Annotated in this window: 9 protein-coding genes; 7 read left to right on the top strand and 2 right to left on the bottom strand. The window is 71.5% G+C overall.

From position 1 onward, the window contains the following. Positions 1 to 45 precede the first annotated feature (45 nt). The 7 genes from C7C46_RS24255 (at position 46) to C7C46_RS24220 (ending at position 11,041) form a co-directional block, all read left to right on the top strand. A complete protein-coding gene (locus C7C46_RS24255) occupies positions 46 to 249 on the top strand; it encodes an MbtH family protein (protein ID WP_110672026.1) in 204 nt (67 codons plus the stop codon). A gap of 92 nt (positions 250 to 341) precedes the next feature. After that, positions 342 to 854, top strand: coding sequence for a GNAT family N-acetyltransferase (locus C7C46_RS24250; RefSeq protein ID WP_110672025.1), 513 nt, complete (start codon positions 342 to 344; stop codon positions 852 to 854). Continuing rightward, positions 851 to 2,116, top strand: coding sequence for an MFS transporter (locus tag C7C46_RS24245; protein ID WP_110672024.1), 1,266 nt, complete (start codon positions 851 to 853; stop codon positions 2,114 to 2,116). Before C7C46_RS24250 ends, C7C46_RS24245 begins: the two co-directional genes overlap by 4 nt. 634 nt (positions 2,117 to 2,750) lie before the next feature. Then, complete coding sequence (locus C7C46_RS24235; RefSeq protein ID WP_110672023.1) at positions 2,751 to 7,337, top strand: HAMP domain-containing protein; 4,587 nt, start codon at positions 2,751 to 2,753, stop codon at positions 7,335 to 7,337. Between the two features lie 230 nt (positions 7,338 to 7,567). After that, on the top strand, positions 7,568 to 9,898 hold the full coding sequence (locus C7C46_RS24230) for a SpoIIE family protein phosphatase (RefSeq protein ID WP_245984784.1): 2,331 nt from the start codon (positions 7,568 to 7,570) through the stop codon (positions 9,896 to 9,898). Between the two features lie 108 nt (positions 9,899 to 10,006). Continuing rightward, positions 10,007 to 10,414: an STAS domain-containing protein gene (locus tag C7C46_RS24225; RefSeq protein ID WP_110672021.1), complete on the top strand. Its 408-nt coding sequence runs from the start codon at positions 10,007 to 10,009 to the stop codon at positions 10,412 to 10,414. A 156-nt stretch (positions 10,415 to 10,570) separates the two neighbouring features. Next, entirely contained in the window at positions 10,571 to 11,041 is a 471-nt protein-coding gene (locus tag C7C46_RS24220) for an ATP-binding protein (protein WP_146259195.1), read from the top strand. A 66-nt stretch (positions 11,042 to 11,107) separates the two neighbouring features. Here C7C46_RS24220 and C7C46_RS24215 read toward each other — a convergent pair whose 3' ends face one another. Continuing rightward, positions 11,108 to 12,127 (bottom strand): YdcF family protein, encoded by a 1,020-nt coding sequence (locus tag C7C46_RS24215; RefSeq protein ID WP_110672019.1) that lies wholly within the window; start codon positions 12,125 to 12,127, stop codon positions 11,108 to 11,110. 181 nt (positions 12,128 to 12,308) lie between these two features. Then, the gene (locus C7C46_RS24210) at positions 12,309 to 12,482 is read right to left on the bottom strand and encodes a CsbD family protein (RefSeq protein ID WP_110672018.1); all 174 of its coding nucleotides are present in this window, start codon (positions 12,480 to 12,482) and stop codon (positions 12,309 to 12,311) included. Positions 12,483 to 12,563 lie beyond the last annotated feature (81 nt).

Raw genomic sequence — 12,563 nt, 5'->3', positions numbered from 1 at the left:
ACCATCACCGCCGACGAATCCCCAGCGACGACCAAGGAACGTGACATGGACGAGAACACCCGCTACCAGGTGCTGCGCAACGACGAGGAGCAGTACTCGCTCTGGCCGGCCGACATCGAGGTGCCCGCAGGCTGGCAGACCGTCGGCAAGGAGGGCACCGAGGCGGAGTGCACCGCCTACGTCGACGAGGTCTGGACCGACATGCGTCCGCGCAGTCTGCGCGAGCGCATGGCGAACACCGAGTCCTGACCGGCCGCGTGACGGGGCGCCGGCCGCGCAGCGGCTTCCGGCGCCCCGTCACCCTGCTGCCGCCACCGCGCCCACACCGATCGGAGCTCGCCATGACCCCTGCCCTGCGCACCGAGCGCCTCGACTTCCTCCCCTACCGGCCCGAGGACGAGGACGCCTTCGTCGCCCTGCTGCGCATCGAGGAGGTGTGCCACTGGATGGGCCAGGAACGCGCCCCCGAGTCGGAGCTGCGGGTGCTGTTCCGCGCGATCCGGACCGACGTGTACCCCAAGGACCTGTTCGACGTGTGGGGCCTGTGGCAGGACGGGAAGTACGTGGGTCACGCGGAGCTGAAGAAGACCGGCAACGTCGACGGCTACGAACTGATCACCGCGCTCGCCCCCGAGTTCTGGGGCCGGGGACTGGGCAGCGAGGTGGTCCGCGGTCTGCTGCGCCACGCCGCGGACCACCTCGGAATCGAGGAGGCGTACGGAATGGTGGGCGCGGAGAACACCGCGAGCCTGGAGATGTGCCGCCGGCTGGGCTTCCGGCACCTGCGCGATGTCGTCGGCGAGGACGGCTCGGTGACGAAGCTGCTGGTCGTCTCCACGGCGGCTCCGGCGTGACGGGACCGGTCACCGAGGACGCCGCCGACGTCCGGGAGACCGGCCGGCCGCCGAGTCTGTGGCGCAACCGCGATTTCAACCTGCTGTGGACCGGGCAGTGCCTCTCGGACGTGGGCAGCGCCATGTCCGACCTGGCGCTGCCCCTCCTGGTGTTCCAGCTGACCGGCTCCCCGACGCAGGCCGGCCTGGTCGGCACGGCGGGTCTCGTCGTCGCGACGGCCTGCCGGCTTCCGGCCGGCGTCCTGGTCGACCGCTTCGACCGGCGCCGGCTGATGATCCTGTGCGACGTCGTCCGGCTGGCCGCGTACGCGGCCCTCGCCTGCGCGGTCGTCGCCGGACGGGCCGGCCCGGCCCTGATCCTGGTGGTGGTGGCCGCCGGCGCCGCCGCCTCGGTGGTCTTCACCACCGCCGAGTTCGCGGCGGTCCGCAGCCTGGTGCCTCCGGACCAGATCGTCACCGCTGTCGCCCGCAACGAGGCGCGATCGTACGGAAGTTCGCTGGCGGGGCCGCCCCTGGGCGGCCTGCTGTTCGGACTGGGCAGGGCGCTGCCGTTCCTCGGCAACGCCCTGAGCTTCCTGCTCTCGCTGACGGCCCTGCTGTGCATCCGCCGGCCCCTCCAGCAGCCCCGGCCCGACCCGGCCCTGAGCCCGGCCCCGGCGCGGGGCGGTGCCGGACGGCAGGGGCTGCGGTTCGTGCTGGGCGACCCCTTCCTGCGGTCGCTGATCGTGATCGCGGCCCCGCTCAACATGGCCTTCACCGGCATGGTCTTCGCGATGACCATCTCGCTGCGGCGCTCGGGACTGCCGCCGGTCCTGGTCGGCCTGGTCACCATGACCATCGGGGTGGGCGGCCTGCTCGGCGCCTTCACGGCGCCGGCCCTGCAACGGCGGCTGCGTCTGCCCACGCTGATCGCGGTGATCTGCTGGTCCGCCGCCGTGCTGATGGCGCTCAGCGTGCTGCTCTCCACCGGCATCGTGGCCGCGGTTCCGCTGGCCGTAGCGGTCTTCCTCGGCCCCGCCGCCAACGCCGCCCTCTTCGGCTACCAGGCAGCCGTCACCCCGGACCACCTCCAGGGCCGGGTGGTCAGCGTGATCCTGCTCGCCGCCACCTCGGCCACCGCCCTGGCGCCCGCCCTCGCGGGAGTCCTGCTGACCCACGTCGCCGGCCGCACGGCGATGCTGGCCTTCCCCCTGCTGGTGGTCGCCGCCGCGGCGGTCGCCACGTTCAGTACCGGCATCAGATCCATGTCCCACCAGCCGTGAGGCATCCCGGCCCGCGGTCTCCCGCCTCCGCTTCGCTGCGTGCGCCGTGCCGGCCGGCGCGAAATCCCCGGCCGCGACGGCGGGAGCGGGCAGCCGAGTACCTACGCGGCGGTGATCCGCACCAGGGCGTCCTGGAGTCGGCGGACGGCCTCCTCCGGCGAGTGTCTCCCGCAGGTGCTCGAGCCGGTCGATCTTCGGCAGCGCCTCCTGGACGTCGGGCGGACCGACGGCCTCCCGCAAGCCCGCCTCGGCCTCACGAGCGAGCGCGCGGTCGCTCGGCGCCAACTCCCACACCCCGTCCTGGACCTGCTGCTCGGCCTCCTCCGCCAGCACCGCCACAATCCTCCGCATGTCCATACGGCCCACTCTGAACGGGCACCACAGCCCGATACAGGTGCGGGCGACCAAGATCGCCGACGGCGTTCTGGCGAGGCGGTGGGGCCGCCGGTGCCTGCCTCCTCCCGGTGCCGGGCAGTCCTGCGGGCCGGCAGGCCCCGGCAGCGGGTCGCGCCTGATGAGCGGGCTGGGGTAGCCTCCTGGCCGGTGCGTCACATATCGGGCGGCGTCGCCCGGGGCTGGTACCCGCGCACCGCGGTGGCATCAGGGCTCGGCGATTCTACGGAGGCGACGTTCGATGGCTGGCGCGACGAAGTCCACTACCGTCCCGCAGCGGCGGAGCCCGCAGGGTCCGGGACCGGCCCAGGTGGGCGAGCCGGAACTGCGCCAGCTGCTGGCGGGACTCACGGCGGTGCGCGACGGGGACTTCGGCACCCGGCTGCCGGGGGATGCCGACGGCCTGCTGGGCGAGATCGCCACCGTGTTCAACGGGATGGTCGACCAGCTCGCGCTCTTCACCTCGGAGGTGACCCGCGTCGCCCGCGAGGTCGGCACCGAGGGCCAGTTGGGCGGTCAGGCCGAGGTGCCCGGGGTCTCGGGGACCTGGAAGGACCTGACCGACTCGGTCAACGCGATGGCCGGCAACCTGACCAGCCAGGTCCGTGACATCGCCCAGGTCGCCACCGCGGTCGCCAAGGGCGACCTGTCGCAGAAGATCAACGTGACGGCGCGCGGCGAGATCCTGGAGCTGAAGAACACCGTCAACACGATGGTCGACCAGCTCTCCGCCTTCGCCGGCGAGGTGACCCGGGTCGCCCGCGAGGTCGGCAGCGAGGGCCGGCTCGGCGGTCAGGCCCAGGTACCCGGTGTCGCGGGTACCTGGCGCGACCTCACCGACTCGGTCAACTTCATGGCCGGCAACCTCACCGACCAGGTCCGCAACATCGCCCAGGTCACCACGGCCGTCGCCAAGGGCGACCTGTCCCAGAAGATCACCGTCGACGCGCGCGGTGAGATCCTGGAGCTGAAGAACACCGTCAACACCATGGTCGACCAGCTCTCCGCCTTCGCCGACGAGGTGACCCGGATGGCGCGCGAGGTCGGCACCGAGGGCATCCTGGGCGGTCAGGCGGACGTCAAGGGCGTCTCCGGGACCTGGCGCGACCTGACCGACTCGGTCAACTTCATGGCGGGCAACCTGACGGCGCAGGTGCGCTCGATCGCCCAGGTCGCCACCGCGGTCGCCAAGGGCGACCTCTCCCAGAAGATCAACGTGACGGCGCGCGGCGAGATCCTGGAGCTGAAGGACACCATCAACACGATGGTCGACCAGCTGTCCGCGTTCGCCGGCGAGGTGACCCGGGTTGCGCGCGAGGTCGGCACCGAGGGGCGCCTCGGCGGCCAGGCGGACGTGCGGGACGTGTCGGGCACCTGGCGGGACCTGACCGAGTCCGTCAACGTCATGGCGGACAACCTGACCGCGCAGGTGCGCTCGATCGCCCAGGTGACCACCGCGGTCGCCAAGGGCGACCTGTCGCAGAAGATCCGGGTGGACGCCCGCGGGGAGATCCTCGAGCTGAAGGAGACCATCAACACGATGGTCGACCAGCTCGGCGCGTTCGCCGACGAGGTCACCCGAGTGGCCCGCGAGGTCGGCACCGAGGGCAACCTCGGCGGCCAGGCCACCGTGCGCGGCGTCTCGGGCACCTGGAAGGACCTGACCGACAACGTCAACGTGATGGCGTCCAACCTGACCGGCCAGGTGCGCTCGATCGCCCAGGTGGCCACCGCGGTCGCCAAGGGCGACCTGTCCCAGAAGATCAACGTCGAGGCCAAGGGCGAGGTCGCGGCGCTGGCCGGGGTGATCAACACCATGGTCGACACGCTGTCGGCGTTCGCCGACGAGGTGACCCGGGTGGCGCGCGAGGTCGGCACCGAGGGCACGCTGGGCGGCCAGGCCCGGGTGCCCAACGTGGCGGGCACCTGGAAGGACCTGACCGACAACGTCAACTTCATGGCGCACAACCTGACCAGTCAGGTCCGCAACATCGCCCAGGTCACCACCGCGGTGGCCAACGGCGACCTGACCCGCAAGATCGACGTGGACGCCCGCGGCGAGATCCTCGAACTCAAGACCACCATCAACACCATGGTCGACCAGCTCTCCTCCTTTGCCGCCGAGGTCACCCGCGTCGCCCGCGAGGTCGGCAGCGAGGGGCGCCTGGGCGGGCAGGCCGAGGTCGAGGGCGTCTCCGGCACCTGGAAGCGGCTGACCGAGAACGTCAACGAGCTGGCCGGCAACCTGACCCGCCAGGTCCGCGCCATCGCCGAGGTCGCCAGTGCGGTGGCCGCCGGCGACCTGACCCGCTCGATCACCGTGGACGCCTCCGGCGAGGTCGCCGACCTCAAGGACAACATCAACTTCATGGTCGAGTCCCTGCGCGAGACCACCCAGGCCAACGAGGAACAGGACTGGCTCAAGTCCAACCTCGCCCGCATCTCCGGCCTCATGCAGGGCCGACGAGACCTGGCGGTGGTCGCCGAGCTGATCATGGACGAACTCACGCCGCTCGTCTCCGCGCAGTACGGCGCCTTCTACCTCGCCGAGGACACCGACAACGGCACGTACCTGAACCTGATCAGCTCCTACGCCCACCCCGACGAGGCGGCGGGGAAGCGCTTCAAGCTCGGCCAGTCCCTGGTCGGCCAGGCAGCCCGCAGCAAGCGCACCATCGCCATCGACAAGCTGCCCGCCGACTACGTGAAGGTCGCCTCCGGCCTCGGGCGCACCGAGGCGTTGAACCTGGTCGCCCTGCCCATCGTGGTGGAGGAGCAGGTCCTGGGCGTCATCGAACTCGCCACCGTCCACGCCTTCACCCAGGTGCACCGGGACTTCCTCGAGCAGTTGCGGGAGGCGATCGGCGTCAACGTGAACACCATCGTCGCCAACGCCCGCACCGACGAGCTGCTGGGTGAGTCGCAGCGCCTGACCGCCGAACTGCGGGCCCGCTCCGAGGAGTTGCAGGCCCGGCAGGAGGAACTGCAGTCCTCCAACGCCGAGCTGGAGGACAAGGCCGAGCTGCTCGCCGCCCAGAACCGCGACATCGAGACCAAGAACCTGGAGATCGAACAGGCCCGCCAGGAACTCGAGGACCGCGCCCACCAGCTCTCGCTCGCCTCGAAGTACAAGTCGGAGTTCCTGGCGAACATGAGCCACGAACTGCGCACCCCGCTCAACAGCCTGCTGATCCTGGCCCAGTTGCTCGCTCAGAACCCGACCCGGAACCTGACGGCCAAGCAGGTCGAGTACGCCGGCATCATCCACTCCGCCGGCTCCGACCTGCTGCAGCTGATCAACGACATCCTCGACCTGTCCAAGGTCGAAGCCGGCAAGATGGACATCAACCCCGAACCCATCCCGCTGCGCAAGCTGCTGGACTACGTCGAGGCCACGTTCCGCCCGATGACGAGCCAGAAGAGCCTGACCTTCGGCGTCCGCACCGGCGAGGGAGTGCCCGTCGAACTCCTCACCGACGAGTACCGGCTGCGCCAGGTGCTGCGCAACCTGCTCTCCAACGCCGTCAAGTTCACCGAGAAGGGCAGCGTCGAACTGCTCATCGAAAGGGTCGAGGAGTCACAGGCGCCGGAGGAGGCCCGGCGTGGCGGCCCCGTCGTGGCGTTCCGCGTGGTGGACACCGGGATCGGCATCGCCCCGCAGCACCTGGAGACCGTCTTCGGCGCCTTCCAGCAGGCCGACGGCACCACCAGCCGCAAGTACGGCGGCACCGGGCTCGGCCTGTCGATCAGCCGTGAGATCGCCTTCCTGCTCGGCGGCATCATCACCGCCGAAAGCACTCCCGGTCACGGCAGCACCTTCACGCTCTACCTGCCCGTGGCCCGGCCCGACTTCGCGGAGATGAGCGCCCAGAGCACCCGCCCCGTAGCGGAGTTGGGCTCCGCCGAACACGCGTCGGATCTGGAGCTCCCGCAACGGCCCGCTGCCCCGGCCACGCCCGACATCGCGCAGCCCAAGCGGTTGCTGGTGATCGAGGAACGGCCCCGCGGGCTGCTGTCCCTGGTCGCCGAGAGCGCCGTGGCAGACCTGGCCGGCCACTCCGGAATCGGCGACCCCCGCACACCGGTGGAGATCATCACGACCTTCGGGGCCTCGGAAGCCGCAGCGGCGATGGCGACCACCCCGTGCCACTGCGTCGTCCTCGAACTCGACCTGCCCGACGGCGCCGCGCTGCGTTTCCTGGACGAGATGGAGCAGGACCCGGCGCTGCAGACGGTGCCGGTCCTGGCGCACAACAACCGCCGGCTCGGCGCCGAGCAGGAGCGGGTGCTGCAGGCACGCGCCACCAGCCACCCCCTGGAACTGATCTCCAGCCTCGACGAGCTGCGGGAGCGCGTCGCGCTGCACCTGAGCGCCGACCAGCCCGGCGACGTGCTGCCCTTGGTGCGTGGCGAGGAGCCCCTGGCCGCCGCCGGCCAGGACGTCGACGGCTCACTCGCGGGCCGCACCGTGCTGGTGGTCGACGACGACGACCGCAACCTCTACGCCCTGACGGGAATCCTCGAACTGCACGGAGTCCGGGTGCTGCAGGCCGAGAACGGCCGGGCGGCGCTGGACGCGCTGGCCGAGCACGCGGAGATCGACGTGATCCTGATGGACGTGATGATGCCGGAGATGGACGGGTATGCGGCCACAGCCGCCATCCGCGCCATGCCCGAGCACGCCGCCCTTCCGATCATCGCCGTCACCGCCAAGGCGATGATCGGCGACCGCGAGAAGAGCCTGGCCTCCGGCGCCTCCGACTACGTCACCAAGCCCGTGGACGCCGGCGACCTGATCGCCCGGATCAAGGGACAGCTCGCCTCATGACCGACTCCGCACCCGCTACCGACCGGCACCAGCTCCCGCAGGAGGCGGACCAGGGGCACGGTCACCAGGGCGAGCCCGACGAAGGGGGCCGTCCCCGTGGCGACGGTCCCCGGTCCGTGACGACCCAGGGGCCCACGGCGACGGCCGAGAGCGGGACGCGGTTTCCGCGCCCCGCCGGACCGCAGCTCGGGGAGGGTGAGCAAATCCCTGCTCAGCCTGGTACGGCCGCCATGGGACGGCTCGCCGGTGCCGTCGAGCGCCTGCAGCGCGAGCTTCAGCACGCTCACCTGCAGGCCGAGGGCCGGGCACTGATCGACCTGGCCAAGGGCATCCTCGTGGAGCGGCTCGGGTGCAGCCCCGCCGAAGCCGGCCGGCAACTGGACACGCTGGCCGACCAGGCCGGTCTGCAGGTCCTCGAACTCGCCGCGGATCTGGTCAACCAGGCCTCGCGCGACCGGATCGCCGAGCTGGCCCGCGACTTCGTCGCCACGACCACCGACCCCGCCTCCCCTTCGACGGGGCTGCGGCTGCGCAGCGCGGAAGCCGGAGCCCTGGCGGGAGACGACGCCGATGCCGTCGCGCAGTCCATTCTGGACAACGCCCTGCGGCCGCTGGGCGCCAGAGCGGTCGCGATCTGGGCCGCCCATTCGAACCAGTCCCTGACCCTCGCCGGCAGCGCGGGCTTCTCCGAACACGAACCAGACCGCTGGCGGTACGTACCGCCCGGTGTCCCGACGCCCGCCCGCCGCGCCCTCGACCACCGCGACACCAGCGGCTTCGACACCCTCGCCGGCGCGGCGCTGTCCTCGATCGGCCAACTCGAGCTGCCCGGTGGGCGCCTCGTCGTTCCGGCCGGAACGGGTGGCCGGATCACCGGAGCGATGGAAATCTGCTGGGCCGAGCCGCTGCCCGAGCAGTCCCAGGCGCTGCTAAGGCAGTTCGAGGTCCTCGCCACGCTGTGTGCCACGGTCCTGGAGACCCGGCCCGCCGCGGACGACCGGACCGTCGGGAAGGACGATCCGCGGTTCACCGAGCTGCTGGACCTCGTCGACGGGCTGGACGAGGCCTGCATGGTCCTGCAGCCGCTGCTCGACGACGCCGGCACCCCGGTCGGGTTTCGCATCCGCCACGTCAACCTGGGCTTCGTGGACTTCGCCGGCCGGCCGCGCAACCTCATCGTCGGCTCCCGGCTCCTGGAGGCCTACCCCCTGGCCGCCGAGCCCGGCGGACTGTTCGAGAAGGTGGAGCACGTCGTCGCCACCGGCGAGCCGTTCCGCGCCGACCGGATGTACCTGGCGGCCCTGGTCGACGGTGTCCCGCTGGGCACCGAGGCCAGGGTGGCCATCAGCCGCTCGGGCGACCACGTCGTGGTCACCTGGCGGCTGGACGACGGCACTCCGAGGGTCGCCAGCCTCCTCCAGCACGCCCAGCGTCTGGGCCGCATCGGTGGATTCGAGGAGGACCTCCTCACCGGCGAGATCGCCTGGAACGACACCCTCTACGACCTGCACGGGCTGCCGCCGACCGCGCCGCCCATCGCCCTGGAGCAACTGCCCGCCCACGTCCACCCCGACGACGAACACGCCATCGGCCGGTTCCTGCGCACCCTCCTGCACCACCAACGCCCCGCCTCCACCGCCTTCCGCCTCCAGCGCGCCGACGGCATCGCCCGCCACATCCGGGTCGTCGCCGAACCAGTGCTCGACGACACCGGACGCATCACCGCCGTCCGAGGCGCCTACCAGGACGTTTCCGCCCAGCACTGGACCGAGGTCGCGCTGGCCGCCACCCGCGACCAACTCGTCCACACCGAGCAGCACGCCGCCGAACGCAGCCGCCTCGCCCTCCAGCTCCAGCACGCCATCATGCCGCCCAGCCGCGGCACCCAGCACCTGCACAACCTCAGCGTCGCCGTCCGCTACCGCCCCGCCGAGAAGGACCACCTGGTCGGCGGCGACTGGTACGACGCCGTCGCACTCCCGCACGGCCAGATCCTGCTGTGCGTCGGCGACGTGGCCGGCCACGGCATCGAAGCCGCCACCGGCATGGTCGCCCTGCGCAACGCACTTCGCGGCCTCGCCGCCACCGGTGCCGGACCCGCCCAGCTGCTCGCCTGGCTCAACTCCGTCACCCACCACCTCACCGACAACGTCACCGCCACCGCCGTCTGCGGCCTGTACCAGCCCGAGACCCGGCGCCTGCACTGGGCCCGGGCCGGCCACCTGCCGCCCGTCCTGCTGCGCGACGGCAAGGCGACCACCCTGCCGACGATCGGCGGCCTGCTGCTCGGCGCCCTCGACCACACCGAGTACCAGGAGGACGAGGTCCAGCTGCAGCCCGGCGACACCCTCATGATGTACACCGACGGGCTGATCGAACGCCGCGACCGCTCCGTCGCCGACTCCCTCGACAACCTGCTCACCATCGCCCAGATGCCCGTAGCGATGCCCGCAGGCCCGCAGGAGCCGACCGATCTGGAACGACGGCTCGACCTCCTGCTGCGCTACACCAATGCGGACACCGACGACGACACCTGCCTCATCGGCGTCCGCGTCGGCTGACCGCACTGACGCCTCACCCTGCTGCCGCAGGCAGACCCGTACGGTCGTCCCGGTAAACTGCGCGGCGGACGCGCGGGTGACCACCGCCTGTTCGAGCGAAGGAGTGCGATGCGCGACAGTGACCCCACCAGCACGGAGCCGACCCCCCTCTCGGACCTCTCGGCCCCCGAGCCCGTGGACGCCCGACTGACCGTGGACCTGGTCTTCGACGACGGCACGGTCATCGTCTCCCCCGTCGGGGAGCTCGACTACGACAGCGTGCACGTCCTACGAGGACGGCTTCGCGAGGCCCTCGACCGGTCCGCCGAACGCGTGGTCGTGGACTGCCGCGGTATCGCGTTCTGCGACTCCACCGGACTCAACCTGCTGCTGACCACCCGGCTCGAGGCACTGAGAGCGCAGCGCACCCTGGTGCTCGCCCGGGTGGCCTCGCCGATGGCCAGGCTCCTGGAACTCACCGGCACGGACGCGGTCTTCGACATCCGCCCCGACCTCACGGCGCCGGCGGCCTGCTGACGCGCCACGCCCCGACCTCCGTCAGGAGCCCTCGCCAGAAAAGCCGATGGCAGCTGGTTCGGCGGAGTCCATCGCGGCGCAGGGGGCAGACGGATACCAACGGTCGGGGTGAAGGCAGGCAGAATCCAGTGCGGACCGGTATCGAAGCGAGGTCAGATGAGCACGAGTGAGTACACGATGACGGCCCCGGCCCCGCTGCCCGGCCTGCCCCCCGCAGGCCAGACCCGCCGCTTCGCCGTAGCGTCCGGTGCGGGGGCTGTCGGCCGCTGCCGCGAGCAGGTGCGGACGGCTCTGCACGAGTGGGGCTGGCTGCGGTCGCCCGACCCGCGGCAGCAGGCGCAGGCGGAGGACATCGTGCTGGTGGTCTCCGAACTGGCCACCAACGCGTGTCAGCACGCCGGCGGCGTGGAGCTGCTCGTTCTGTCCGCCACCAGCAGCGTCCTGCGGATCGAGGTCCTGGACCGGGCCGACACCCTTCCCAGGCCCCGGCTGCCGCACAGCCCCAGCCGGCCGGGCGGGCACGGGCTGCGCGCGATCGCGCTGCTCGCCAGCCGTTGGGGTCACGCGCCTCGCGCCGGCGCGCCGGGGAAGTCGGTGTGGGCGGAGTTCGACCTCCCCGGAAGGTGAGCGTGAGCGGCGCGAGTTCTCGCACCGCTCACCGCGCCGGTCGCCGTGCCGGTCGCCGTGCCCGGCTCAGCCGTGCCAGCCCGCCCACACCCCGGCTGCACAGACCAGGCCCCCTGCCCCCAGATTCGTCAGCGGATAGGTGGCCAGTACGGCGGCGAACTCCCGCAGCGTCGCGCTGGGCCAGTAGTACGCCGCCGTCGGCGAGCCCGCGGCTTCGCCCCGCACGCCGGCCCGGCGCGCGAGGACGGCCGCGCGAAACGCGTGGAAGTCGTTCGTCACGATGACGCAGCTGGAGCCCGGCCGCAGCCGCTCCATCAGCTCCCGGCTGAACTTCAGGTTCTCCTCGGTGCTGGTCGAGGCGCACTCCTGCACGAGGTGACTGTCCGGGACTCCCCGGCGCCTGAGGTAGTCGGCCATCGCCTCGGCCTCCGGAACCTGTTCGTCCGAGCCCTTGCCGCCGGAGACCAGCAGGTCGGGGGACCGCCCTCGTGCCCGCTGGTGCCGGTACAGGGCGAGCGCCCGGTCCAGCCGCGAGGCCAGCAGTGGTGGGACGGCGGATCCGTCCGTCAGCCCGGCGCCGAGGACGACGACGAAGTCGACCGGGCGGCGCACCGCGACCTGCTGGTAGAGGGCGGCGTAGCCGACGAAGCAGGCGAAGAGGAAGCAGAGGTAGCCGGCCAGGAACAGCACGGTGGTGGCCACCGCGCGCAGGAGTCCGCTGTCGACCTGTGCGGCGGCAGCCAGCAGACCGAGCGTCCCCAGGATCGCCGCACCCGCCAGCAGCGAGAGCAGGTTGGCCGGGCGGCCGCCTTCCGTACGGATCATCCGGATCCCGTTGGCCAGCAGGAATCCCGCGATGGCCATCGCACCCACGGCGGTCCCCACGGCGACGCCCGCGGCTACCGTCCGGGTCACCGGCCGGTGCAGGTGGGAGAGCGCGACGAACGAACCGGCCAACAGGAGAAGCGAGCACAGGCCCAGAAGGACCGCGTTGCCGAAACGGCGCCGGTCACCGTCGTAACGCCGTAGGAAGATCAGCAGGACCAGAGCGGCCGCCGCAAGACACGCGGAGAAGGAAATGGTCATCGTTGGTCTCTCGCAACGGCCCCACGGCCGTGGGCGGCTCGCTGGGGGTGGCCAACCATCGGGCGGGCGCCACTGGCTACTGGATTCTCACTCCGCCCGGAGCGGTGCCGTGCGGTGCGCCGGGCGGCAAGCGACCCGTTGGCGGGCGATGCCCTCGTCATCGCCCGCCAACGGGTGCCGGTCAGTGCTTGAAGGCGTCCTTCAGGTGCTCGACGGCCTGCTTGAGGTCGCCCTTCACCTGGTCGCCCTTGCCTTCGGCTTCCATGCGTTCGTTGCCGAGGGCCTTGCCCGTCGTCTCCTTGATCTTCCCCTCGATCTTGTCGCCGGTGTTCTCGATTTTGTTTTCGGCGCTCATCGCAGCCCTCCAAGATCAGCGGTGTCTCGTTCTCGCTTCGCGTGCCCCGCGTTCCCGCGCTCATGCACGCGGAATGTCGGC

It is taken from the genome of Streptomyces tateyamensis (assembly GCF_003205575.1).
GTDB lineage: Bacteria > Actinomycetota > Actinomycetes > Streptomycetales > Streptomycetaceae > Kitasatospora > Kitasatospora tateyamensis.
This window is presented reverse-complemented; position numbering and strand designations above follow the sequence as displayed.